Source organism: Dactylosporangium siamense (assembly GCF_016862795.1).
Taxonomy (GTDB): Bacteria; Actinomycetota; Actinomycetes; order Mycobacteriales; family Micromonosporaceae; genus Dactylosporangium; species Dactylosporangium siamense.
This window is the reverse complement of sequence record NZ_BONQ01000036.1, coordinates 79488-102260: the sequence shown is the minus strand read 5'-3', so window position 1 is coordinate 102260 and position 22773 is coordinate 79488. Positions and strand designations below refer to the sequence as shown.

General features: G+C 71.3%; 22 protein-coding genes and 2 tRNA genes. 10 read left to right on the top strand and 14 right to left on the bottom strand.

Annotation, left to right across the window (positions count from 1 at the left end; translation table 11 throughout):
• Positions 1-50 precede the first annotated feature (50 nt).
• Both sigJ and Dsi01nite_RS12690 read left to right on the top strand, forming a co-directional pair.
• Positions 51-944, top strand: a complete 894-nt coding sequence (gene sigJ, locus Dsi01nite_RS12695) for an RNA polymerase sigma factor SigJ (RefSeq protein ID WP_203846297.1) — start codon at positions 51-53, stop codon at positions 942-944.
• Positions 945-1076: 132 nt separating this feature from the next.
• Positions 1077-3191, top strand: a complete 2115-nt coding sequence (locus Dsi01nite_RS12690) for an MMPL family transporter (RefSeq protein ID WP_239135857.1) — start codon at positions 1077-1079, stop codon at positions 3189-3191.
• A gap of 105 nt (positions 3192-3296) precedes the next feature.
• Here the strand turns inward: Dsi01nite_RS12690 and Dsi01nite_RS12685 are convergent, their stop codons facing one another.
• The 3 genes from Dsi01nite_RS12685 to Dsi01nite_RS12675 all read right to left on the bottom strand — a co-directional run bounded on the left by Dsi01nite_RS12685 (position 3297) and on the right by Dsi01nite_RS12675 (position 5785).
• The gene (locus Dsi01nite_RS12685; RefSeq protein ID WP_203846296.1) at positions 3297-4106 is read right to left on the bottom strand and encodes an ABC-2 transporter permease family protein; all 810 of its coding nucleotides are present in this window, start codon (positions 4104-4106) and stop codon (positions 3297-3299) included.
• Positions 4103-5017, bottom strand: coding sequence for an ABC transporter ATP-binding protein (locus tag Dsi01nite_RS12680; protein WP_203846295.1), 915 nt, complete (start codon positions 5015-5017; stop codon positions 4103-4105). The genes Dsi01nite_RS12685 and Dsi01nite_RS12680 overlap by 4 nt, the downstream gene beginning before the upstream one ends.
• Positions 5018-5104: 87 nt before the next feature.
• Complete coding sequence (locus Dsi01nite_RS12675; RefSeq protein ID WP_239135856.1) at positions 5105-5785, bottom strand: hypothetical protein; 681 nt, start codon at positions 5783-5785, stop codon at positions 5105-5107.
• Positions 5786-5820: 35 nt separating this feature from the next.
• Here Dsi01nite_RS12675 and Dsi01nite_RS12670 point away from each other — a divergent pair, with 35 nt between their 5' ends.
• A complete protein-coding gene (locus Dsi01nite_RS12670) occupies positions 5821-7776 on the top strand; it encodes a glycogen debranching N-terminal domain-containing protein (RefSeq protein ID WP_203846294.1) in 1956 nt (651 codons plus the stop codon).
• Here Dsi01nite_RS12670 and Dsi01nite_RS12665 read toward each other — a convergent pair.
• Positions 7751-9103, bottom strand: a complete 1353-nt coding sequence (locus Dsi01nite_RS12665; protein ID WP_203846293.1) for a PQQ-dependent sugar dehydrogenase — start codon at positions 9101-9103, stop codon at positions 7751-7753. The two genes, Dsi01nite_RS12670 and Dsi01nite_RS12665, sit on opposite strands and share 26 nt — an antisense overlap.
• A gap of 30 nt (positions 9104-9133) precedes the next feature.
• Between Dsi01nite_RS12665 and Dsi01nite_RS12660 the strand changes: the two genes are divergently transcribed.
• The 3 genes from Dsi01nite_RS12660 (at position 9134) to Dsi01nite_RS12650 (ending at position 10728) form a co-directional block, all read left to right on the top strand.
• Positions 9134-9916 (top strand): 3-methyladenine DNA glycosylase, encoded by a 783-nt coding sequence (locus Dsi01nite_RS12660; RefSeq protein ID WP_203846292.1) that lies wholly within the window; start codon positions 9134-9136, stop codon positions 9914-9916.
• Between the two features lie 162 nt (positions 9917-10078).
• Entirely contained in the window at positions 10079-10432 is a 354-nt protein-coding gene (locus tag Dsi01nite_RS12655) for a type II toxin-antitoxin system RelE/ParE family toxin (protein ID WP_203846291.1), read from the top strand.
• Positions 10429-10728, top strand: coding sequence for a helix-turn-helix domain-containing protein (locus Dsi01nite_RS12650; protein WP_203846290.1), 300 nt, complete (start codon positions 10429-10431; stop codon positions 10726-10728). Before Dsi01nite_RS12655 ends, Dsi01nite_RS12650 begins: the two co-directional genes overlap by 4 nt.
• Before the next feature lie 292 nt (positions 10729-11020).
• Here the strand turns inward: Dsi01nite_RS12650 and Dsi01nite_RS12645 are convergent.
• The 7 genes from Dsi01nite_RS12645 to Dsi01nite_RS12615 all read right to left on the bottom strand — a co-directional run bounded on the left by Dsi01nite_RS12645 (position 11021) and on the right by Dsi01nite_RS12615 (position 16145).
• Positions 11021-11093 (bottom strand) — tRNA-Glu (locus tag Dsi01nite_RS12645).
• A 58-nt stretch (positions 11094-11151) separates the two neighbouring features.
• Positions 11152-11223 (bottom strand) — tRNA-Gln (locus Dsi01nite_RS12640).
• Positions 11224-11297: 74 nt separating this feature from the next.
• Positions 11298-12086 (bottom strand): fumarylacetoacetate hydrolase family protein, encoded by a 789-nt coding sequence (locus Dsi01nite_RS12635; protein WP_203846289.1) that lies wholly within the window; start codon positions 12084-12086, stop codon positions 11298-11300.
• Between the two features lie 9 nt (positions 12087-12095).
• A complete protein-coding gene (locus tag Dsi01nite_RS12630) occupies positions 12096-13319 on the bottom strand; it encodes an FAD-binding protein (RefSeq protein ID WP_203846288.1) in 1224 nt (407 codons plus the stop codon).
• A gap of 434 nt (positions 13320-13753) precedes the next feature.
• On the bottom strand, positions 13754-14338 hold the full coding sequence (locus Dsi01nite_RS12625) for a DUF305 domain-containing protein (protein ID WP_239135855.1): 585 nt from the start codon (positions 14336-14338) through the stop codon (positions 13754-13756).
• 59 nt (positions 14339-14397) lie between these two features.
• The gene (locus tag Dsi01nite_RS12620) at positions 14398-15150 is read right to left on the bottom strand and encodes a lytic polysaccharide monooxygenase (RefSeq protein WP_203846287.1); all 753 of its coding nucleotides are present in this window, start codon (positions 15148-15150) and stop codon (positions 14398-14400) included.
• Between the two features lie 125 nt (positions 15151-15275).
• Complete coding sequence (locus Dsi01nite_RS12615) at positions 15276-16145, bottom strand: LysR family transcriptional regulator (protein WP_203846286.1); 870 nt, start codon at positions 16143-16145, stop codon at positions 15276-15278.
• Positions 16146-16215: 70 nt separating this feature from the next.
• Here Dsi01nite_RS12615 and Dsi01nite_RS12610 point away from each other — a divergent pair, with 70 nt between their 5' ends.
• Positions 16216-17166 carry an FAD-dependent oxidoreductase gene (locus Dsi01nite_RS12610; protein ID WP_203846285.1) on the top strand — a complete coding sequence of 317 codons (951 nt, stop codon included), beginning with the start codon at positions 16216-16218 and terminating at the stop codon, positions 17164-17166.
• A gap of 7 nt (positions 17167-17173) precedes the next feature.
• Positions 17174-17551, top strand: a complete 378-nt coding sequence (locus Dsi01nite_RS12605) for a YccF domain-containing protein (protein WP_203846284.1) — start codon at positions 17174-17176, stop codon at positions 17549-17551.
• Between the two features lie 53 nt (positions 17552-17604).
• On the opposite strand, the gene Dsi01nite_RS12600 is transcribed toward Dsi01nite_RS12605, so the two are convergent.
• The 3 genes from Dsi01nite_RS12600 to Dsi01nite_RS12590 all read right to left on the bottom strand — a co-directional run bounded on the left by Dsi01nite_RS12600 (position 17605) and on the right by Dsi01nite_RS12590 (position 20579).
• Entirely contained in the window at positions 17605-19458 is a 1854-nt protein-coding gene (locus tag Dsi01nite_RS12600; RefSeq protein ID WP_203846283.1) for a hypothetical protein, read from the bottom strand.
• 95 nt (positions 19459-19553) lie between these two features.
• Positions 19554-19853: a hypothetical protein gene (locus Dsi01nite_RS12595; RefSeq protein ID WP_203846282.1), complete on the bottom strand. Its 300-nt coding sequence runs from the start codon at positions 19851-19853 to the stop codon at positions 19554-19556.
• A gap of 39 nt (positions 19854-19892) precedes the next feature.
• On the bottom strand, positions 19893-20579 hold the full coding sequence (locus Dsi01nite_RS12590; protein WP_033357786.1) for an IclR family transcriptional regulator: 687 nt from the start codon (positions 20577-20579) through the stop codon (positions 19893-19895).
• A 49-nt stretch (positions 20580-20628) separates the two neighbouring features.
• On the opposite strand from Dsi01nite_RS12590, the gene leuC reads away from it, so the two are divergent.
• Both leuC and leuD read left to right on the top strand, forming a co-directional pair.
• Positions 20629-22041 (top strand): 3-isopropylmalate dehydratase large subunit, encoded by a 1413-nt coding sequence (gene leuC / locus Dsi01nite_RS12585; protein ID WP_203846281.1) that lies wholly within the window; start codon positions 20629-20631, stop codon positions 22039-22041.
• 34 nt (positions 22042-22075) lie between these two features.
• Positions 22076-22663 carry a 3-isopropylmalate dehydratase small subunit gene (leuD, locus tag Dsi01nite_RS12580; RefSeq protein ID WP_203846280.1) on the top strand — a complete coding sequence of 196 codons (588 nt, stop codon included), beginning with the start codon at positions 22076-22078 and terminating at the stop codon, positions 22661-22663.
• Positions 22664-22773: the final 110 nt, after the last annotated feature.

Genomic DNA, 22773 nt, shown 5'->3' with positions numbered 1-22773 from the left:
ATGCGCGTCACGTAGTGTCAGGTCTCGGCGCTCCCCGGTGTCTTGGGGGCATGACTGAGCAGCATGCCGAGCGATTCACCCTGTTGCGGCCGTTACTGTTCACGATCGTCTACGAGATCCTCGGCTCGGCCACCGAATCCGACGACGTGCTGCAGGACAGCTATCTGCGGTGGGCCGAGGTGGACCTTGCGACGGTGCGGGACACCAGGTCGTATCTGGCCCGGCTGGTGACCCGTCAGACGCTCAACGCGTTGCGGGCGAGTGCGCGCCGTCGGGAGGACTACGTAGGCCCGTGGCTGCCCGAACCGCTGCTGCTCGACGACACCGACCCCTCGGCCGATGTGGTGCTCGCCGAGTCGGTGTCGATGGCGATGCTCGTGCTGCTCGAAACGCTCACCCCCGATGAGCGTGCGGTGTTCGTGCTGCGCGAGGTGTTCGGCTTCGGCTATGACGAGATCGCCGCAGCGGTGGGCAAATCCGTGACGACGGTGCATCAGGTGGCGCACCGCTCCCGCGAGCACGTGCAGGCGCGACGCAGGCGGTTCCAGCCCGTCGACGCCGCGGAGACCGTGCAGATCACCGAGCGGTTCAGGACCGCGTCGGTCACCGGGGACATGGCCGGGCTGCTGTCCCTGCTCGCGCCGAACGTCACCTGGACCGCCGACAGCGGTGGCAAGGCCACTGCGGCGCGTTCGCCGGTGGTGGGCGCGCAGAAGGTGGCCGGCCTCCTCATCGACCTCTTCCGCACCGGCGGGCGGACGCCGGGTATGCGGATCCAGATGGTCAACTGCAACAACGGTCCCGCGATGGTCGCGCACCTCGGCGATCGTGCCGAAGGTGTCCTCCTGATCGAGATCATCGACGGGAAGATCACCAACTTCTACGCCGTCCGCAATCCGGACAAGCTCGTCGCGATGACGGTCCGGCGTCAGATCAGCCGGTAATGGGCCCGCAGGCCCTGGCGCCGTCGACGGCACCCTTCGCCGTCGTCGCTCTCGCCCCCAAAAGTGTGCGGATCTCCGCCGTCATCAATCCCGGCAAGCTCTCCCACGTCGACTGGACACTGAGGAATCTCCATGTTGCGAAAAGTCATGACCCTGCCCAGTGGCAGGATTGCGAAGTGGGCCGTCCTGGCCGTCTGGATCGTCCTGTTGGTGCCGGCGCTCATGCTGGCCGGCAAGCTGGGCGACGTCGAGAAGAACGACAATTCGGCCTGGCTGCCCAGCGACGCGGAGGCGACCAAGGTCATCGACCAGGCCAGGAAGTTCCAGCCCGCCGAGACCCTGCCAGCGATCGTGATCTACGACCGGCCGGAGGGTGTCACACCTGCCGACATGGCCAAGGCGCAGGCTGACATCGAAGCCTTCAAGCGCATCGACAAGGTCGTGGGGCAGCCCCAGGGCCCGTTGCGGGCCCAGGACGGCAAGGCCATCCAGACCGTGGTCCAGGTCGACGACGGTGACGAGGGCTGGGCCGGGGCTCACAAGGTCGTTGAGGCGATGACCAGGATCGGCGAACAGCACGCCGACGGTCTCGGGTTCCACGTCACCGGACCGGCGGGTTACGCATCCGACTCGATCACAGCCTTCGGAGGCAGTGGTGCCCTCGGGATGATCACCGCAGTGGTGGTGGTCGTCATCCTGCTGCTCACCTACCGCAGCCCGCTGCTGCCACTGCTGCCGCTGCTGTCCGCGGGTGGCGCCCTGGTCATGGCGGAAGCCGTGATCTACATGCTGGCGAAGCATGCCGGGCTCACCGTCAACACGCAGACCAGCCTCGTGCTGACCGTCCTGGTGTTCGGCGCCGCCACCGACTATGCGCTCCTGCTCATCTCGCGATACCGGGAGGAGCTGCGGCGCCACGAGGACCGGCACGAGGCGATGGCGGAGGCCTTGTACCGCTCCAGCCCGGCGATCATCGCCAGCGCCGCGACCGTCGCTGTCAGCCTGCTGGTGCTGCTGCTGGCCACGCTCAACTCCACCAAAGGGCTCGGGCCGGCCTGTGCCATCGGCATTCTCGTCGGGCTGCTCGCCATGGTCACGCTGATGCCGGCGCTGCTGGTCATCTGCGGCCGCTGGATCTTCTGGCCCGCGAAGCCGTCGTACGGCTCGGTGGGCACGGTCAAGGGCAGCATCTGGACCTGGGTCGGCACCGTCATCGCCGGCCGGCCGCGGATCGTGTGGGTCGGCACCGCGCTCGCCCTCGGCGTCCTGACACTCGGGGTGACGGGACTCAAGGCCGATGGGATCCCGGGCAAGGGCCAGTTCACCGGCGAGCCACAGGCGGTCGTCGGCGAGGAGATCCAGTCCAGGCACTTCCCGGCCGGGTCGGGCGACCCTGTCTACGTCGTGGCCAAGGCCGCCTCGGCGGAGCAGGTCAGGAGCGTGCTGTCAGGCGTTCCAGGGATCGCCGACGTCGCGGCGCCGGTGATCAAGGATGGTGAGGTCCTCGTGCTCGGGACGCTCAAGGACGCTCCCGGCAGCGAGGCCGCGATGCGCACCGTCGAGCGGGCCAGAGCCGCGATCCACCGGATCGAGGGCGCGGATGCCCGGCTCGGCGGCAGCACGGCGATCGCCTTCGACACGCAACGGTCAGCCGCCCGCGACACCAAGGTGATCATCCCCGTCGTGCTGATCGTGGTCTTCTGCATCCTCGCGCTGCTGCTGCGGGCGATCGTCGCCCCGCTGCTGCTCATGGCGACGGTGGTGCTGTCATTCGGAGCGGCCCTCGGCGTGAGCGCTCTGATGTTCAACCACGTGTTCGACTTCGCCGGGGCGGACGCGAACTTCCCGCTCCTGGTGTTCGTGTTCCTGGTCGCCCTGGGCATCGACTACAACATCTTCCTGGTGACCCGGGTGCGGGAAGAGGCGCTGCTGCACGGCACCCGGCGCGGTGCGCGGACCGGGCTGTCCGCCACCGGCGGCGTGATCACGTCGGCGGGTCTGGTGCTGGCCGGCACCTTCGCGGCGCTGGGATCGCTGCCGTTGGTGTTCGCGGCGCAGCTGGGGTTCGCGGTGGCGTTCGGCGTGCTGCTTGACACCATGATCGTCCGTTCGGTGCTGGTCACCGCGCTCACCCTGGACGTGGGTCGATGGATGTGGTGGCCCAGCAAGCTCTTCAAGCAGCACGACCCCCAGCCGCCTGCGGGCAGGTCCGACCCCGAACCCGCCGTCGTGGGCGCCGGCACCTGACAGGCGTTCGCCGCGGCCGCTCCGGCAACCTGCGGAAGGCCGGCCCGCGCGACCAACCTCGCCGTCAGGGCGGCGGCTTGGTCACGCGGGCCGGGGCGAAGCGGGTCAGGCGTCGCGGGTGCGGAACAGGTAGGCGGCCACGACCAGGAGCAGGGCTGTCCAGCCGGTGAAGACGGCCAGGCCCTGCCACTGGGTCAGCAGGGAGTCCGGGGGCAGCGACGGCTTGAAGACGAGCTGGCCGGCGTTGGTGGGCATCCAGGCGTGGACGTGGTCGCCCCAGCTGCCGGGGAGCAGGACCGTCAGGTTGGAGACGATGAGGATCAGGCCCAGGACGCCGGTGATGGCGCCCGCGGTGTGGCGGATGATCGCGCCGAAGGCCAGGGAGAACAGGCCCAGGACGGTGAGGAACAGGCCGGCGCCGAAGACGGAGCGGGCGATGCCGGGGTCGCCGAGGTTGACCGTGATGTGGTCGGACATGACCCAGCGGCCGGCGAAGAAGGCGGCGAAGCTCAGCAGCTCGCCCACGACGAACATGAGGACCGCGAAGACCACGACCTTCGCGCCCAGGACCGGCAGGCGGCGGGGCTGGGCCTGGAGGGTGGAGCGGATCATGCCGGTCGTGTACTCGGCCGAGACGACCATGACGCCGAGGACCGCGACGATGAGCTGGGAGATGAAGACCGGCTGGTCGATGATGATCTGGAGGGGTTCGGCGGCCATCATGGCCTGCTCGTCGGGGGAGAACTGGTCCCACTGCCGCATGATGACCCAGGCGATGAAGGACATCAGGCCGACCGAGACCGCCGCCATGGCGGCCAGGGACCAGGTGGTGGAGCGGACGGTTCGCAGCTTCGTCCACTCGGAGCGCAGCAGGCCGTCGAAGCCGGCGCGGCGGGTGGCGGTGAGCGTGGTCATTGTGCCCCCAGAGAGCCGTGGTATTCGACGCTGTCCTTGGTGAGTTCCATGAATGCCTGCTCCAGCGACGCCTGCAGCGGGGCGAGCTCGTGCAGCCGGAGGCCGTTGTCGAACGCGAGGTCGCCGACGCGGCGCATCGGCAGTTCGGTCACCAGCAGGGAGCCGTCGGGCTCGGAGGTGACGGTGCCGCCGGCGGCGGAAACCAGAGCTGCCAACGCCGGGGCATCGGGGGTGCGGACCCGGGTGGCCAGGACGGAGTTGCCCTCGATGAACTCCTTGACCGTGCAATCGGCGATCAGGCGGCCCCGGCCGATGACGAGCAGGTGGTCGGCGGTGTGCTCCATCTCGGACATGAGGTGGCTGGAGACGAAGACCGTGCGGCCCTCGGCGGCGAGGGACTTCATCAGGTTGCGGATCCACAGGATGCCCTCGGGATCGAGGCCGTTGACCGGCTCGTCGAACATGAGGATCTGTGGGTCGCCGAGCAGGGCCGTGGCGATGCCGAGGCGCTGCCCCATGCCGAGCGAGAAGCCCTTCGACCGCTTGCGGGCGACCGTGCTGAGGCCGACGACGTCGAGGACCTCGTCGACCCGGCGGCGGGGCAGGTTGTTGGTCTGCGCGAGGCACAGCAGGTGGTGGTACGCGCTACGGCCGCCGTGGATCGCCTTCGCGTCCAGCAGCGCCCCGACCGCGAGCATCGGGTTGTCGAGGCGGGCGAACGGGCGGCCGTTGACCGTGACGCGGCCGCTGGTGGGCGCGTCCAGGCCGAGGATCATCCGCATCGTGGTGGACTTCCCGGCGCCGTTCGGGCCGAGGAAGCCCGTCACCTGCCCCGGTCGCACCGTGAAGGACAGCTGGTCGACGGCGACGCGGTCGCCGTACCGTTTGGTGAGGCCGACAGCCTCGATCATGACGTTCCCCCATCGAAGCGAAGCGCGAGTCGGGGGGAACGTAACCAACCGTTGCTGTGGCGAGCCTAAGAGAAGCTGTGCGCGGGCTCAGCCGATCACGTTGACGGCGCGGGCCACCACGAGCAGGACGGTGACGAGGGACACCGCGGACTCGGCGAGCATGCCGAGCTTGGCCCAGGTGGACATCGGCAGGGTGTCGGTGGGGCTGAAGGCGGTGGCGTTGGTGAACGAGAGGTAGAAGTAGTCGAAGAACCCCGGCTCCCAGTCCCGCGGCGCGAGCTCCGGCGAGCTCATCTGGGTGAAGAGGAAGTCGGGATGGGGGCGCAGCCCGTCGGCACGGGATGCCGGGCCGCCGCGGTCGCCCTCCCAGAACCACAGGGCGAAGACGATGACGTTCGTCAGCCAGATCGCGGCACCCCACAGCAGCAGGTGCGAGGCGATGTGGCCCTCGCCGAAGAGGGCGCGCACGAGCCGGATCGCGGACAGCGCGGTCGCCACCCCGAGCAGCCCGGCCAGGCCGATGCTCAGCGGACGCAGGATCCGCGTCTCCCGGTTGATCCGCAACGGGTTGACCACGACCACGCTGAGCAGCAGGGCCGCCTCCAGGCCGGGCAGCAGCCAGCGCGGCCGGGGCGCCAGGTCGGCGGGCAGGAGCAGGTGGATGCCGACGGCGACGGCGATCGCCAGGGCGGCCGGCCAGCGCTGCTCGGCCTCGGTGCGGCGCAGCCAGCCGGGCGGCTGGGTGGACGCGGGGGGCACGTCACTCACGGGCGTTAACGCTAGCCCTTGTACCGTCGGACGGCATGGCACAGCACCAACTCCACGACCGCGTCACCTGCGTGGCCGCGCCCGCGACCTGGCTGTCAGGTCCGGACGGCCGGATGACCGGAGCGGCGGACGGGCTCTACGTCGAGGACCGCCGGGCCGTGGCCCGCCTGGAGGTCACGATCGACGGCGCGGCGCCGGCGTTGACCGGGCACCGCACGGGTGCCGCTTCGGCGGTGTTCGCGGGGGTACGGGACACCCGCAGCCGCTTGGCCGAACCGCTCGGCGGCACCGAGACCGTCACGCTGTCCAACGACGCCGACGAGCCCCGGAGCGTGGTGCTGGCGATCAGCGCGGCGACGGACTTCGCCACCACCGGCGCGATCCGGGACGGCCGCACAGGATCCACAGTGGACTTCGAGCCCGACGCGGGCGGCACCTGGTGGGCGCGGTCCGCGGACGGCATGGCGGTCCGGCTCGACGTCACCCCGCCGCCCGACGGGCCGTTGCGCTGGGCGGTGACGCTGGAGCCCGGGGAGCGGTGCTCCGTGGAGCTGCGCTTCACCCGCACCGACGTCGCCACCATCCAACGCGCCAAGCGGTTCAGCACGCTCCGGGTCGCCGCGGCCGACCCGCGGCTCGACGCGCTGGTGCGCACCGGCGTCCAGGACCTCGACGCGCTGCGGCGCACCGACGGCGCCGACGTGTACTACTGCGCCGGCAGCCCCTGGTACCTCACCCTCTTCGGCCGCGACGCGTTGTGGTCGGCGCGGCTGGGGCTGCCGCTCGGGGTCGACGTCGCGGCCGGCACACTGCGGGCGCTCGGCGCGCGGCAGGGCACCACGCACGACGGCGACACCGAGGAGGAGCCCGGCCGCGTCCTGCACGAGCTGCGGCCGCCCGACGCCGCGCACCGCCTGCCGCCGATCTACTACGGCACGGTCGACGCGACCGCCCTGTTCGTGTGCACGCTCGCGGACGCGTACCGCTGGGGCATGCGCCCGGACGCCGTGGAGGCGCTGCTGCCCAACGTGGAGGCCGCGCTCGAGTGGCTGGCCGGGCACGAGGGATTCGTCGCCTACCGCTCGACCGGGACGGGCCTGACCCACCAGGGCTGGAAGGACTCCGGCGACGGGGTCCAGTTCGCCGACGGTCGCATCGCCACCGGGACCTTGGCGTTGTGCGAGGTCCAGGGGTACGCCTACCAGGCCGCCGTGCGCGGCGCCGACCTGCTGGACGCGTTCGGCCGGACCGGCGGGCGGCGGTGGCGGGACTGGGCCGCGGACCTCGCCGAGCGGTTCCGGGCCGCGTTCTGGTGCCCCGGCGACTATCCGGCGGTCGCGGTGACCGGCGGCGGGGAGCGGGTCGACGGCGTGGCGTCCAACATGGGGCACCTGCTCGGCACCGGCCTGCTGTCCGCGGCCGAGAGCGCTGCGGTCGCCGGCTGGTTGGATCGGCTGCGGTCGCCGTTCGGGCTACGGACCCTCGCTGCCTCGTCCGCCGGCTACGACGCGGGCTCGTATCACGCCGGGTCCGTCTGGCCGCACGACACCGTGATCGCGCTGCTCGGCCTGGCCCGCGAAGGGCACCGGGAGGAGGCTGCCGCGCTCGTCCGGGCGCTGCTGGGGGCGGCCGAGCGGTTCGACTTCCGGCTGCCGGAGCTGTACGGCGGCGACGACGACGCGACGCCCTACCCGGCGGCGTGCCGGCCGCAGGCGTGGGCGGCGGCGGTGGGGCCGGCGTTGCTCACCGCGCTGCTGGGGCTGGACGTGGACGTGCCCGCGGGGCGGATCACGTTCGACCCGATCGCGCCGTCGCCGGTGGGTGCGTTCCGGGTGCGGGGCCTGAAGGTGGCCGGGGGCGAGCTGGACGTCACCGTCGACGCCTCCGGCGCGGTGACGGTCCACAATGGACCGGTCGGCATCGAGTTTCTGCTCGCATCCGGTCGTCCGGCGTCGATCGCGCGTGCTATTTCGGGGGCGTCAGGCGGATGATGGAGCCGCCGAAGTCGTCGCTGACGAGGATCGAACCGTCGGCGTCCAGCGCCGCGTCGACCGGCCGCAGCCACGGCTTGGCGGCCTTGAGGTCGACGAGCCCGGACAGCAGGTCGACCGGGTCGCCGGGCCCGTTCGCCGTCCACGGCACGAACACCACCTTGTAGCCGACGGGCTTGGTGCTGTTCCACGAGCCGTGCAGCGGGATGACCGCCCCGCCGAGCGCCGGGGAGAACGTCAGCCCCAGCGGCGCGGTGTGCGCCGGCAGGCCGAGGTCGATCGGGTCCGCCTTGGCGCAGTCGGCCTTGCTCCCGTCGCGGTTGAGCTCGTAGTCGCGGTGGAAGCCGAGGTTGTGCGTGCCGTTGTCGCTGTCCGGGTTGCAGAACGGCCAGCCGTAGAAGCCGCCGTCGCGCACCTTGATGAGCTCCTCCACCGGGTACTGGTCGACGAACTGGCTCATCTTCTTGCCCTTGTCGGACTTGCCGTCGCCGTCCACGTCGCGGTCGTCGGGGACGAGGGTGTTGTCGCGGTTGTTCACCACGACCCACAGCTCGTCGCTGCCCGGCCGGAACGCGAGCCCCTCCGCGTTGCGGATCCCGGTCGCCAGCAGGTGCTTGCCCGCGTTCTTCCCGGCCGCGTCGTACGTGTAGATCGCCGCCCGCCGCGGGTCGCTCACCGTGTCCTCGACGCAGGCGTTGCAGGTCGAGGCGATCGACAGGTACAGCAGCTCGCCCTTGACCGCGATGTTCTTCAGCACGTGCGCGTAGTTGCCCCGCAGCTCCGGCGTGCTGGTGTCCGGCAACCCGTCCACGACGACCTGCCCGTCGTGCGCCTTGAGATCACCGGACTTGTACGGGTAGCGCACGACCTTGTCGGCCTCCGCCACGAACAGCCAGGTGGCCCCGCCGACCTCGGCGAACACCAGGTCATGCGGCCGGTTCAGCCCGGACGCGAACTCGGTTGCCTTCCCGGCCCGCACCACCCGGATCTTGCCCTGGCTCGGCTGCGACACCAGCAGGTCGCCGCTCGGCGTGAACGTCATGAACCGGGCCTTGTCGACCCGCGCGTACACCGCCGCGGTCCACCCCGCCGGCAGCGTCACGCTCCGCGCCACATCGAACGGCGCGGCGTTCAGCCCGGCACCGACGGTGACCTTCACGCTCGCCGGCGCCCCCAGCACGAGTGCCGTCGAAGGCTGCGACCCCGATCCCGCGGCGCCGCTGCCCGACGCCCCTGGCCTGGCCGCTTCGGGCGTCTTCCCGCCGCAGCCGGCAAGCACCAGCGAGCATGCCGCGGCGGCCACGAGCACTGCACCGAGCTTGCGCATGCGTGAGACGGTACAACCTAAACTTGGCGGATGCTCACAGACCAGTCATCGTGGCAGGCCCGCCGGGCCGCGCACGAGGCACGGGTCGACGAGTGGATCGTGCCGCACCTGCAGCGCCGCCGCCGCGGCGAGAAACACCCGGTGCTCGACTTCCTGTTCACGTACTACTCGTTCCGTCCCGCACAGCTGCGGCAGTGGCGCCCGGGCGGCGACCCGCCCCGCCGGTTGGAGTCCGTCGCCTGGATCCGGGACCTCCTCGCGGCAACCGCCGCCCGCCCACCGCATCTGGGCTGCTTCGGCCTGCACGAGTGGGCGATGGTCTACCGGCAGACCCAGGACGAGCTGCGGCACAACGCCTGGCCGCTGCGCCTCGGCCCGACCGGCACCGACGCGGTCGTCGAGGCGAGCCGCATCCGCTGCAGCCACTTCGACGCCTTCCGCTTCTACACCGCCCCGGCCCGCTCACTGAACCTGCTGCAACCGACCCGCGAGACCCAGACGGCCAACGAGCAACCCGGCTGCCTGCACGCCAACATGGACCTCTACAAGTGGTCCTACAAGCTGAGCCCGCTCACCCCGAGCGAGCTGGTCGCCGACTGCTTCGAGCTGGCCGTCGCCATCCGCACCCTCGACATGCAGGCCAGCCCGTATGACCTGGCCGCCCTGGGCTACCCACCCGTGGAGATCGAGACCCCGGAGGGCCGCGCCGAGTACACCCGCCGCCAACGCGACCTGTCCGACCGCGCCGCCCCACTGCGCGCCGCTCTGATCGCCGTCTGCGACACCGCCCCCGCCCCGATCGCGACGCCCTGACCGCCGCCGACTCCCGGCATTCCGTGGAAACCGTCGACCACGACGTCAGTTCCGGCGATGACGTCGCATGCACATCGAGTACCTTCACCCCCGGCCGGCCGAGGGGCTGGCTGGCGTCCGCGGAGCGGATGGAAGTCTGGCGATACATATAGCATCGATGCTATGTCCTGGGGTACCGTCGAGTTGGAGCCTGAAGTTCAGGAGTGGCTCGAAGAGCTGGCAACCGTGCAGTTCGCGCGAGTGGCCTTCTACATCGACCTGCTCGCCAACGAAGGGCCACTGCTGGGTGAGCCCTATACGAAGCAGTTGGATGGCAAGCTTCGTGAGCTGCGGTTTCACCTGGAGCGTGACGCCGTTCGGATCACCTACTGGATCGCGTCCGGGGAGCGGATCATTCTGCTCACGGCGTTCCGGAAGACCCGAGACCGCGAAACCGGTGAAGTCAAGCGGGCCCGGAAGGCGCTGGCGCGTTGCGTCGCTGAGATGCACACCGTCGAAGAGGAGGACGAGGGATGAGCAGTCGCGGCGACTGGAACGAGCTGCGTGGCCGGCGTATGGCTGAGCCCGGTGCAGCGGAGGCCTACGAGTCGACGAGGCTCGCGTTCGAGTTGGGCCGGGCGGTCCGTGAGCTTCGCGAGCGCCGCGGTTGGAGCCAGACCGAGCTGGCGGAGGCGGCCTCTATGACGCAGTCCGCGATCGCCCGGTTCGAGGCCGGCGGAACCGTGCCGACGTTGCCGGTTCTCGAACGCTTGGCGCGGGCACTCGACGTCGAACTGGCGGTTGGTTTCCAAGCGAGGTCTGACGCGGCATGACCATTTGGCGTGCCATGACGGAGGCGACCTGAGGTCGCTCCAGTCCACTCAGGACTCTGCGACCATCCCCGCGCCACCCGCCCGACGGCACCTGTCGGGCTGGGGAGGGATGCCTCGCGCAGCGCCGTCCCTGCCGACGCGAAGCGAGGCAGTGCGAGCGAAGCGAAGCATGGGGGGTGCGGGGTGGGAACCCCCCGCTGGGGAGCGGCGGCGAAGCCGCTGCGCGAAGAACGCGGAAGTCCACCAACGGGAAATGGGTCCACCCCATGAACAGGGTGGACCCATTGGACTGTAGCCCCGACCGGATTCGAACCGGCGCTACCGCCTTGAGAGGGCGGCGTCCTGGGCCGCTAGACGACGGGGCCCCAGGTCTTGCTCGGTGTTGCGGGTGGAACAATACAGCACCGCGATCTTGCTGCGGTGCTGGGGTACCAGGACTCGAACCTAGACTAACTGAACCAGAATCAGTTGGGCTGCCAATTACCCCATACCCCATTGGCGCTGTGTGCGCCGGTTGGAAACTTTACCGGAGCGAACGCACCAGGCCAAATCGGTTGTCGCAAACACGCCTATTCCAAGGTCAGGACCCTGTTGCTGAGCGCGCCGACGCCCTCGATCGTGACGGTGACCTCGTCGCCGGGGTTGAGCTTGGAGACGCCGGCGGGGGTGCCGGTGAGGATGACGTCGCCGGGGAGGAGGGTCATGACGTGTGAGACATACGACACGAGCGTGGGGACGTCGAACACCATGTCCTTGGTGCGGCCGAGCTGGCGGACCTCGTCGTTGACCTCGCAGCGGACCTCGACGTCGCTGACGTCCAGGCCGGTGACGATCCACGGGCCGATGGGGCAGAACGAGTCGAAGCTCTTGCCCCGGGTGAACTGGACGTCCTTGCGCTGCAGGTCACGGGCGGTGACGTCGTTGGCGGCGGTGTAGCCGAAGATGGCCGCGGCGGCGCCGGCGCGGTCGACGCGGCGGGCGCCGGTGACGCCGATCACGACGGCGAGCTCGGCCTCGTGCTCGACCTGCTGCGACTGCGGCGGGATCCGGATCGCGTCGTTGGGGCCGATGATCGACGTGGACGGCTTGAGGAAGAGCAGGGGCTCCTTCGGCACGTCGTTGCCGAGTTCGGCGGCGTGGTCGGCGTAGTTGCGCCCGACGCACACCACCTTGCTGGGCAGCATCGGGGAGAGCAGCCGCACGTCGGCGACGGCCCAGCGCTGGCCGGTGAACCGCAGCTCCCCGAACGGGTGACCGTCGATCTCGGCGACGGTGAGTCCGGTGAGTCCGGCCGAGGGCTCGCCCTCGACGACTCCGAACGACATCCCACTGCTGTGGGCGAAACGAGCGATACGCACGCCTGGAATCTACTCCGCCGCCAGGTGACGCTCCACGAACGCGTTGCTGAACTTGCGGTCCGGGTCGAGCCGGTCACGCAACGCGAGGAAGTCGGTGAGCCGCTCGGGCCGCGCCGCCCGGTGGAACACCTTCCCCCAGTGCGGCCGGGCCGCCAGTGGCGCCAGCGCCTCCTCGAGCGCCGCGACGACCGGTGCGACGCGGGCGGCATCCTGGATCCAGGTGAAGTGCAGGGCCACGCTGTCGCGCCGGTACGTCGGGCTCAGCCACAACTCGTCCGCCGCCACGACCCTGATCTCGGAGATCTGCAACACGGGCGTCACGAGGTGCCGCAGCCGCTCGATCGCGGCGAACGCCTCCACCGCGTCGTCACGCGCCACGAAGTACTCGGTCTGCAGCTCCTCGCCGCTGCTCGGGGTGAACTCGAGCTTGAAGTGCGGCAGCCGACGGTGCCACGGCCCGGGGACCCCGCCCTGGTCGGTGCAGCTCTCCGGGGGCATCGCCGCGATCGGGTGCATCGCCCGCCCGGCCGGCACCGCCCCGAACCCGTCGGGCTCCTCACCGTCGGCGAGCTTGAGCCACAACTGGTCGACCGTGTCCCCGGCCCAGCCGGTGAACAGGCTGACCGAGTAGCCGGCGGTCGCGATGTCCTCCCACCGCGCGTCCAGGACGCTCCTCGGCAGGTGCTCGAAGACGAACTGGCGGATGGTGTACGCCGGCCGCACGTCCAACGTCACACCCACCACGACCCCGAGCGTGCCGAGCGACACGACCGCGCCGGGGAAGTCGGCGTCCCCGCGGGCCAGCCGGACCAGGTCCCCGCCCGCGGTCACGAGCTCGATCCCGGCGACGGCCGTCGCAAGGTTGCCCAGTGCCGCGCCGGATCCGTGGGTACCGGTGGCGATGGCCCCGGCGATCGAGATGTGCGGCAGCGACCCGAGGTTGTGCAACGCATACCCCTGGGCGTCCAGGAACGCCGCCAGCTGCCCGTATCGCACCCCGCCGGCCACGGTGACGGTCCCCGCCGCCGCGTCGATCCGCGGCTCCACCGGCAATCCGGCGACGCTGATGAGATCCGCGGGCGTGTCCGCGATGTCGTTGAACGAGTGCCCGGAGCCGAGGACCCGCACCCGCTCCGCCCCGGCCACCACCTCCCGGACCCGGTCCACGGTGGACGGTCGGTGCACCCGGGCCGCGTCGAACGCGATGTTTCCCGCCCAGTTGGTGAGGGTCATGCGACCGAGTCTATGCACGCCGCACCGTTCGAGGCGGCGAGCCGACGTCGGTATCACCGAACGCATCCGTTCGGCTACTGGCTTCAAAGGGCGGCAACGGCCCGGCATGCAACCAGGACCCGGTCAGGGTTCCCGGCATCGACGACGGGGATCGGCCGCGAGTAGCGGAGCGACATCGCTGCGCCGAGGTTGACTCAGCGTCGCGAGCAGACGGCAGAGGTGGGCCTGCCGATTGCCGGCCGAGTGGGTGCAGCCGGGCCGGCGAGCTGTCACAACTCGGTTGATTGCGGCAACCGGTGCCGGGTTGTTGCCCGGGCACCGGCGATTCACCGGGTTCCTGGGATCCACCGGGTTGCCGCAGGAGTTCCACCCGGCGTGTCCCTCAGGCCCCATTTCGCGCCGGCTCGCGTGGCTGGGCGGGCCGGACGGCGGGCTCAGACCTTCCCGAGGTACCCGAGCATCTGCTGGATCTCGGCGGTGCGGGACTCGGTGATGCGCCGGGCGAGGTCCAGGGCGCCGGGGTTCACCCCGGAGCCGGTCTCCATCCGGGCGATCTCGACCGCGTTGTGCTGGTGGGCGACGAGCATGTTGAGGAACCGCTGCTCGAACTCGGCGCCGTCGTAGGTCGCGAGGGCGGCGATGTCGTCGGCGTTCGTGCCGTGGGCGCCGCCGTGGCCCTCGTGGGCGTCCGCGGCCGCGGTGGCCGGCCGGTTCCAGGACTGCAGCCAGACCTGCATGGTCTTGGTCTCGTCGGCCTCGGTGACGTCGATGGCCGCGGCGAGGGTGCGCACGTCCTCGCGGACGGTCTTGGTGCGGGCCAGCCGGACCATCTCCAGGGCCTGGCCGTGGTGGGCGACCATCATCTGGGCGAACATGACGTCGGTGTCGTTGTAGACGGCCGAGGTCCCGGAGGGGACCGGCTGCGCCGGGGCGGCGGCGCAGCCGGCGAGGAGCATCGCCGTGACGAGGGACAGCAACGCGAAGACGTGTGACCGTGACGCGGAGACGTGTAACCGCACCCGAAACCCCTCCGGAGGAAAGAAAAAGCGGGTGCCCGGCGGACCGGGCACCCGGGACGTCAGACGCGCAGCCAGAGCGCCGGGACGTTGGGCGGTTCCCAACCGGCGATGGCGGTGTGAGCCTGGCGGCACTGATACGTGGCGCCGCCGTACGTGACCCGGTCACCGACCTTGTACGCGGTGCCCGCCTGCCACGTGCCGCCGGCCGGAGGCGTGGTGGTCGTCGGGGTCGGGGTCGGCGTGGGGTTGGTGGTGGGCGTCGGGGTGGGCTGCGTCGGGGTCGGCGTCGGGTTGCCGCCACCACCGACCTGCAGGTCGACGCAGGAGTAGAAGGCGTTGCCGGTGTCGGAGATGTTCCACCGGGCCAGGACCAGGATCCGGCCGGTGCGCCCGCCGAGGCTCACCGTGTGGGAGACGGTCGCGCCGGGCTGCCGGCCGCCGTCGTCGATGACCCCGATGCGGGTGCCGCCGACGAAGTACTCCCACGTGCTGGTGCTGTGCCGGGCGGTGAGCACCCAGTTGAACGTGACGGAGTTGCCGACCGCGGTCGCGGGCCAGCCCTTGTTCGGGTCGTCGAGCTGGGCGAACCGGCTGTTGCCGCCACTGCAGCTCATCAGGCCCTTGGGACCTTCGACGCTCTGTGGTTCGTAGACGATCTCGCCGCAGTTGGCGACCCGCCCCTGGGCGCACATCGCCTGGCGGCTCGCCGGAGAGGAGATGTACCCGTGCGCTGCCGCCGGCTGGGCCGAGACGAGCAGTGATGTTGCGATGGCGGCGAGCGCCAGAGGTACCAGCGCGATCGTTCTTCGCATCGATCGCTCCCTTCGTGCAGTGGGGGTGATGCTCGCCAATGTAAAGGAAGGATTGTTAACAGTAAATAACCTTTATGGAACTCGGTCGATAGAGCGCTCTCATTTAAGGTAGGGTCCAGCCTTCTTTAACCCAGGACATCCAGCAGGCTGCGCACGACCGGATTCAGGTGCCGCGGCGCCCAGGCGAGCCCGATGTCGACCGTCGGCGGCACCCCGGTGAACCGGCGCAGCAGCACCCCCGGCATCCGCAACGCCCTCGCCCGGCCCTCGGGCACCGCCGCGAGCACGCCGCCGGCCGCCACCGCCCGCAGCAGCTGCTCGTCGTCGGGCTCGTGCCGGGCCAGCGCGAAGCCGCCGCCGGGCCAGATCTGCGCGACGATCCGGTCGTACATGCCGGGACCGTTGTCCCGCGGCCACATCACGGCCGGTTCGCCGCGCAGCAGCTCCCGCGGCACCCGCCGCCGCGCCGCCAGGGGATGCCCGGTGGGCAGGGCGAGCAGCAGCTCCTCGGTGCCGACCAGCCGCCACCGGATCCCCTCGTCGTCGACCGGCGGCCGCACGAACGCCGCGTCGTAGCGCCCGGCGAGCAGCCCGGCCACGTTGGGCGCGGTCCAGCCGGTCTCCGGCACCACCTCGACCAAGGGGTGCGCGGCGCGGAACCGCTCGACCAGGTCGTCGACCACGCCACCGCGGGCCGATCGCGTGTAGGCCAGCCGCAGCCGCCCGCCCTGCCCGCGCACCGCCGCCGCGATCCGCTGCTCGGCGCCGGCCGCCTGGGCGAGCAGCGCCGCCGCCTCCGCGGCCACCACCGTCCCGACCGGGGTGAGGACGCAGCCGCCGCGGCCCCGCTCGACCAGCCGGGCGCCGACCTCCCGCTCGAGGGCCTTCACCTGCTGGCTGAGCGCCGGCTGGGCGATGCGCAGCCGGGCCGCGGCCCGCGTGAAGTGCAGCTCCTCGGCGAGGACGGCGAAATACCGCAACCGTCGCAGTTCCATAAGCCAGGCTTATCATGACCTCGCCAACCGGTCTTGGACACCGTCGGCCGGCCCTGGTTCCGTGAGTCCCATGAGCAGTAAGGTCGCCGTCCTCGGCGCGGGGATCAGCGGGCTCGCCTGCGCCGTGCGCCTGCGGGAGCACGGGCACGCGGTGACGGTCGTGACCGCCGACGAGCCGGCCGGCACCGTGTCACGGCTCGCCGCCGCCGTCTGGTACCCCTCCCACACCGCCGCCGACCCGCGCGTGCTGACCTGGGCCCACCGCACCTACGAGGAGCTGTCCGCGCAGGCGGCCGCGGGTGTGCCCGGAGTGGTCCCACGGCCGACCCGCATGATCCTGCGCCGGCCGCACGCGACGCCGTGGTGGGCCGCCGCGGTCCCGGACTTCACCGTGGCGCCCGGTGAGTGGCGGTTCACCGTGCCGTCCGTCGAGATGGAGGTGTACCTCCAGTGGCTGCTGGACCGGTTCGAGGCCGCGGGCGGCCGGGTGGTCCGGCACCGGGTCGAGCGGCTGTCCGACGTGCCCCGGGTGGCCGGCGGCGCGGACGTCGTGGTCAACGCGAGCGGCCTCGCGGCGCGGGACCTCGCCGCGGACCCCGCCGTGCACCCGGCCCGCGGCCAGATCGTCGGCGTCGCCAATCCGGGACTTGTCACCTCGGTTCGTGACGAAGAGCACCCTGCCGGAATGACGTACGTCCACCCCCGCAGCCGCGACGTGGTGCTCGGCGGCACGTTCCAGCCCGGCGTCTGGGACACCACGGTCGATCCGGCCACCACCGCGGCGATCCTCGCCCGCTGCCTGGACCTCGTTCCGGAGCTGGCCGGGGCCGCTGTGCTGTGGCAGGCGGCCGGGCTGCGCCCGGCCCGGCACGGCGGTGCCCGGGTCGAGCTCGACCCCGTCGAACTGCCCGGCGGCGCGCGCCTCGTGCACGACTACGGCCACGGCGGCGCCGGGGTCACCCTCGCCTGGGGCTGCGCCGACGAGGTCCTCACTCTGATCAGTAGCGCGGCAGGCGCATGATCGAAGCATGATTCGCTTCATCCTGAACGTGCTGTGGCTGATCTTCGGTGGCGGCTTCCTGCTGTTCATCGGCTACGCATTCGCCGCGGTGATCTGCTTCGTGCTGATCATCACGATCCCGTTCGCGGTGGCGTCGTGGCGGCTGGCCGTCTACTCCCTGTGGCCGTTCGGCCGCACGCTGCAGGCCAAGTCCGACGCCGGCGTGGCGACCGGGGTGGCCAACGTCCTGTGGCTCGTGCTCGCCGGGTGGTGGCTGGCGCTGAGCCACATCACCGCCGGCATCGCGCTGTGCGTCACGATCATCGGGATCCCGTTCGGCATCGCCAACTTCAAGCTCGTCCCGGCCGCGCTCTGGCCGCTGGGCCGCGAGGTGGTCGACCTGTAGGCCCGCGGTGCCCCGGGCCTGAGCGTCGCCGCACAGGCCCGGGGGGAAGCGCGTCAACCGACCAGGATCTTCGCCATCACCACAGTGTCGGCGCCGTCGCGGCCGACGGTCACGCCGACGGACGTGGCCGGAGTGCTGCCGGGCTCGCTGCCGAAGTAGAGCGCCGTGGTGGCGTTCGGGACCCCGCCGGCGGTCGCGGCGCGGAAGCGCGGGTCGTCGGCGAGCTTGCCGGTGCCGCCCTTGTACGCCTTCGTCCGCAGCACCACGTGCTCCCCGCGCACCTCGCAGACGGTCCCGCCGGCCTTGACCAGCTCGGCCAGGTCGGTCTGCAGTTGCTTGGCCGCGGCGGCGTCGGCGAGCCGCAGGTCGAGCTGCAGCCCGAGGTCCGATCCGTCGGACGTCGGGGCCTGCGCGGCGGTGCCCGGCAGGCCGGCGACGGTGAACGACACCGACGTCGCGGTGGAGATGGCCTTCGTCAGCGCCTCGGTGCTCTTCTGCATCCCCATGGCGCCGCCGGTGAGCAGCTCGGGGTGCTCCCGGAAGTACTTCTCGACCGCCGCGGGGTCGGACGGGTCCACGCCGGGCGGCAGGCCGGTGTCGGGGTCGAAGCCCGGGGGCATCTCCTCCGGGTCGGACGCCTCACCGACGGCGAAGCCGAACATCGACATCGGGAACAGGAACGTGGACAGCAACCCGCCGGTGTCGCCGAAGAGCGAGTCGTTGCCGAAGGGACCGCTGGCGACGCCGGCCGCGGTGACACCGGCCGGAAGGGCGCCGAGAAGCGCGAGGGCGTCGGTGCCGCCCGTCGCGCCGGTCAGCGGCAGACCGCCGCCGGACACCCGGGCGCGGACCTCGAAACCGTCGTCGCCGGCCTGGACGCCGGCGACGAGCATGCCCGTGACCGTCGGCGGGAGGACCGGCGCGATGTCGAACGCCTCCTCGTCGTCGAAGCCCTCCTCGTCGATCGCCGCGTCCAGGAACGCCCGCTGCAGCTCGGTCACGCGGGCCAGGTCGGCCCACGCCAGGCCGGGCTGGTCCGCGGGGAGCTTGGCGACGGCCGAGGTGAACGCGGGCGACTTCGACAGCGGGGCCTTCTTCGCGGCGTCCGCCGCTGAGGTGGCGAGCCGCTGGAGGTCCTTGCCGCCGAACGCGAGCAGGGCCCGCCCGTCACCGGCGACGAAGCCGAGCCGGTTGGTGCCGACCTTCTGCTGCGCCGCGGCGAGCGCCGTGCGGGCCTTGCCGTCGTCCCGCGAGGACAGGACGAGGAGCACGACAGGTCCGGCGCTGCCCTCGGGGCCGCCCCACACGGCGACGCCGACCCGGTCGTCGAACCACGAGGCGACGTCGTCGTAGCCGATCGGCGCGCCGGCGTCGGCGAAGACGTCGCGCTTCGCGTCGTCGAACGACTTGGGCGCGCCGCCGCTACCGGCGGCCTTGCGTAGCAGGGCCTCGACCTTGAGCCGCTGGCCGATGCCGGGGGAGAGGTCGAGGCGGGCGAACGCGGCGACCGACCCCGGCACGAGCTCCTCGGGCAGGGTGCCGACCGGGCCGTTCCACAGCCGGGCCAGGGCGAACGCGCCGCCGCCGAGCAGGACGACCAGGACGACCGCGGCGGAGGTCAGCGCGAGGACGACCGGCCGGCGGCGCCGCGGCGGCGGCGACTCGATCACGTCTGCGTCGACCGGTGTCACGCCGGCCAGGAATGCCCCCAGGTCTCCATAACCGGAGGCCGGCGCCGGGCCCTGCGGGGATGTCGGCGGCTCCGCGAGCGCGGGGTCGCCGGTGGGAGCGGGGTTCAGTAACGGTGCCGGGTCGTCCGGCTGGTCGGCGCCGGCGGGCGGCGCCGCGGCCTCCGGAGCCGGTTCGGCGGTGCTGGATCCGTCCGGAGGCTCGATGTGTTCGGACATGATGATGTCCCTCCCCGTGTGATGTCGGCGGCATCGTAACGGGGAAGCGGACCAGTGCGGGGCCCTCCGGACGGTCCGGAGAACCCCGCGACAGGTCAGAACTGGCCGGAGATGCCCAGCAGCGCGGCGACGAGCAGGAGCAGGCCGAGCACCATGCTCAGGCAACCACCCCGGCCGCCGCCGGCCGGCGCCGGTTCGGCCGGAACGGTGGGTGCCGTGGGCGGGGTCGGCCGCTGCGGGCCGTCGGGGCTGGGGGAGCCGGGGGCGCCGGTCGGCTTGTCCGGGGCACCCGAGGGTGCCTGACCGACGCCGGACGCCTCACCCTCGGGGGTCTCGGGTGCCTCGGAGACGCCCGCGTCGATCGGTTCCGGAGCGGCAGGGGTGGATTCAGGCACTGGCGTTCCTCCAGTCAAGCGTGCTCGATGAGCGGCACGCTACAGGCCGGACAGGCGTTGTCCAGCCCGCACCACGGCCATCGCGTGACGGTCGCCGGGGCGCCGCCCGAGCCGCTCGATCGGGCCCGAGACACTGATCGCCGCGATGACCCGGCCGGTGCGGTCGCGGATCGGCGCGGAGACGCTGGCCACGCCGGCCTCGCGCTCGGCCACGCTCTGCGCCCAGCCGCGGCGGCGGACCTCGGCGAGGGTGCGGCCGGTGAACTTGCACCGGGGCAGGAGCGGCATCACCGCCTCCGGCGGCTCCCACGCGAGCAGCACCTGCGCGGCGGAGCCGGCGGTCATCGGCAGCACCGAACCGATCGGCACCGTGTCGCGCAGCCCGCTGGCGCGCTCGGCGGCGGCCACGCAGAGCCGCTCGTCGGCGCGGCGGAGATAGAGCTGCGCGCTTTCGCCGGTCGCGTCGCGCAGTGCGGTGAGCATCGGCTCGGCCGCGGTCAGAAGAACGTCGGGTGCCGCGTTGGCGAGTTCGCCCAGACGCGGGCCCGGCCGCCAGCGTCCTTGCGCGTCCCGAACGAGCAATCGGTGGATTTCCAGGGCCTGTGCGAGCCGGTGCGCCGTTGCCCGGGGAAGCTTGGTCCGGTCCACCAGTTCGGCCAGGCTGGCGCCGTCGACACAGGCGGCCAGGATGACCACCGCCTTGTCGAGCACGCCAACACCGCTCATACTGTGTCCCACAGACCGAAACATACCTCCCAAACTTTAGGATGTCCAGATGGTGGGAGAAGCACGACCGCGGACGCTCGCAGAGAAGGTGTGGAACGCGCACGTCGTCCGTTCCGCCGACGGCGAGCCGGATCTGCTCTACATCGACCTGCACCTGGTGCACGAGGTCACCAGCCCGCAGGCCTTCGACGGCCTGCGGCTGAGCGGCCGCACGGTGCGCCGTCCCGAGCTGACGATCGCGACCGAGGACCACAACACGCCGACCGACAACCTGCTGACGATCAGCGACCCGGTGTCCCGCACCCAGATCGAGACGCTGCGGCGCAACTGCGACGAGTTCGGCGTGCGCCGCCACTCGCTCGGCGACTCGCAGCAGGGCGTGGTCCACGTCATGGGACCGCAGCTGGGACTCACCCAGCCGGGCATGACGATCGTCTGCGGTGACTCGCACACCTCCACGCACGGCGCGTTCGGCGCGCTGGCGTTCGGCATCGGCACCAGTGAGGTCGAGCACGTCCTGGCGACCCAGACGCTGCCGCAGCCGCCGCTGAAGACGATGGCGGTCAACGTCGTCGGCGACCTCGCCCCGGGCGTCACGGCCAAGGACCTGGTGCTGGCGCTCATCACCCAGGTCGGCACCGGCGGCGGGCGCGGCCACGTGGTGGAATACCGCGGACCCGCCATCGAGCGCATGTCGATGGAGGGCCGGATGACGGTCTCCAACATGTCGATCGAGTGGGGCGCCAAGGCCGGCATGATCGCGCCGGACGAGACCACGTTCGCGTATGTCGAGGGCCGCGAGTACGCGCCGAAGGGCGAGGCCTGGGACCGCGCGAAGGCGTACTGGACCTCGCTGCGCACCGACGAGGGCGCGAAGTTCGACACCGAGGTCACCCTCGACATCACCCACCTCACCCCGTTCGTCACCTGGGGCACCAACCCGGGCCAGGGTGCGCCGCTGGGCGCGAGCGTGCCGGACCCGGCCGACTTCGCCGAGGACGCCGACCGCGTCGCGGCACAGAAGGCGCTCGAGTACATGGCGCTGACGCCGGGCACGCCGCTGCGCGACGTCGCGGTCGACGTGGTCTTCCTCGGCTCGTGCACGAACGGCCGGCTCGAGGACCTGCGGGCCGCCGCCGACGTGCTGCGCGGGCGCAAGGTCGCCGAGTCCGTGCGCATGCTCGTCGTGCCCGGATCCGCGTCGGTGCGCGCCGCGGCGGAGGAGGAGGGCCTCAACGAGGTCTTCACCGCCGCCGGTGCCGAGTGGCGCTTCGCGGGCTGTTCGATGTGCCTGGGCATGAACCCGGACACGCTGAAGCCGGGCGAGCGCTCCGCCTCGACGTCCAACCGCAACTTCGAGGGCCGGCAGGGCCGTGGTGGCCGCACCCACCTGGTGTCGCCGCAGGTCGCCGCCGCCACCGCCGTCGTCGGCCGCCTCGCGGCCCCCGCGGACCTGAACTAGTCGAAGCCCGAAGCGAAGACAGGCAGAATCTGACATGGAGAAGTTCACCGTCCACACCGGCACGGCCGTCCCGCTGCGCCGGTCCAACGTGGACACCGACCAGATCATCCCCGCCGTATATCTGAAGCGCGTCACCCGCACCGGGTTCGAGGACGGGTTGTTCAACGCGTGGCGTTCGGATCCCGCATTCGTGCTCAACAATCCCGCCTACGCCGGCGCCTCGGTCCTCGTGGCCGGACCCGACTTCGGCACCGGATCATCGCGCGAGCACGCCGTGTGGGCGTTGCAGAACTACGGCTTCAAGGCGGTCGTCGCGCCGCGTTTCGGCGACATCTTCCGGGGAAACGCGCTCAAGGCCGGGCTCCTGCCCATCGAGTTGGACCTGAAAGTGGTCGAGGAACTCTGGGCCGCGATCGAAGCGGATCCGCAGTTGTCGGTAACGGTCGATCTGCAGGACCGCCAGTTGCGTGCGGCGGGCCGCGAATGGGCCTTCCCGATCGACGATTTCAGCCGTTGGCGCCTGCTGGAGGGCCTGGACGACATCGGTCTGACACTGCGCCACGAGGAGTCCATCACGGCCTTCGAACAAGGCCGTCCGGAGTGGACACCCGTCGTTCACTAGGCCCTAGCTGGACGTCTCGATGAGCCTCCGGCCGGATCCGTTGCTCCACAACGATTTCTTTTCCGTCATATGTTTGTATCCTGTGTGCGTTGGGATACCTTGCCCACAGG

Excerpts from the sequence above, each read along its gene's own strand:
- Dsi01nite_RS12615 (WP_203846286.1), bottom strand. The coding sequence starts at position 16,145 with ATGGAACTGCGACGGTTGCGGTATTTCGCCGTCCTCGCCGAGGAGCTG.
- Dsi01nite_RS12660 (WP_203846292.1), top strand. The coding sequence starts at position 9,134 with ATGCTCACAGACCAGTCATCGTGGCAGGCCCGCCGGGCCGCGCACGAG.
- Dsi01nite_RS12610 (WP_203846285.1), top strand. The coding sequence starts at position 16,216 with ATGAGCAGTAAGGTCGCCGTCCTCGGCGCGGGGATCAGCGGGCTCGCC.
- Dsi01nite_RS12620 (WP_203846287.1), bottom strand. The coding sequence starts at position 15,150 with ATGCGAAGAACGATCGCGCTGGTACCTCTGGCGCTCGCCGCCATCGCA.
- Dsi01nite_RS12685 (WP_203846296.1), bottom strand. The coding sequence starts at position 4,106 with ATGACCACGCTCACCGCCACCCGCCGCGCCGGCTTCGACGGCCTGCTG.
- Dsi01nite_RS12600 (WP_203846283.1), bottom strand. The coding sequence starts at position 19,458 with ATGTCCGAACACATCGAGCCTCCGGACGGATCCAGCACCGCCGAACCG.
- Dsi01nite_RS12630 (WP_203846288.1), bottom strand. The coding sequence starts at position 13,319 with ATGACCCTCACCAACTGGGCGGGAAACATCGCGTTCGACGCGGCCCGG.
- Dsi01nite_RS12650 (WP_203846290.1), top strand. The coding sequence starts at position 10,429 with ATGAGCAGTCGCGGCGACTGGAACGAGCTGCGTGGCCGGCGTATGGCT.
- leuD (WP_203846280.1), top strand. The coding sequence starts at position 22,076 with ATGGAGAAGTTCACCGTCCACACCGGCACGGCCGTCCCGCTGCGCCGG.
- Dsi01nite_RS12590 (WP_033357786.1), bottom strand. The coding sequence starts at position 20,579 with ATGAGCGGTGTTGGCGTGCTCGACAAGGCGGTGGTCATCCTGGCCGCC.
- Dsi01nite_RS12655 (WP_203846291.1), top strand. The coding sequence starts at position 10,079 with ATGTCCTGGGGTACCGTCGAGTTGGAGCCTGAAGTTCAGGAGTGGCTC.
- sigJ (WP_203846297.1), top strand. The coding sequence starts at position 51 with ATGACTGAGCAGCATGCCGAGCGATTCACCCTGTTGCGGCCGTTACTG.
- Dsi01nite_RS12670 (WP_203846294.1), top strand. The coding sequence starts at position 5,821 with ATGGCACAGCACCAACTCCACGACCGCGTCACCTGCGTGGCCGCGCCC.
- Dsi01nite_RS12665 (WP_203846293.1), bottom strand. The coding sequence starts at position 9,103 with ATGCGCAAGCTCGGTGCAGTGCTCGTGGCCGCCGCGGCATGCTCGCTG.
- Dsi01nite_RS12680 (WP_203846295.1), bottom strand. The coding sequence starts at position 5,017 with ATGATCGAGGCTGTCGGCCTCACCAAACGGTACGGCGACCGCGTCGCC.
- leuC (WP_203846281.1), top strand. The coding sequence starts at position 20,629 with ATGGTGGGAGAAGCACGACCGCGGACGCTCGCAGAGAAGGTGTGGAAC.
- Dsi01nite_RS12690 (WP_239135857.1), top strand. The coding sequence starts at position 1,077 with ATGTTGCGAAAAGTCATGACCCTGCCCAGTGGCAGGATTGCGAAGTGG.
- Dsi01nite_RS12605 (WP_203846284.1), top strand. The coding sequence starts at position 17,174 with ATGATTCGCTTCATCCTGAACGTGCTGTGGCTGATCTTCGGTGGCGGC.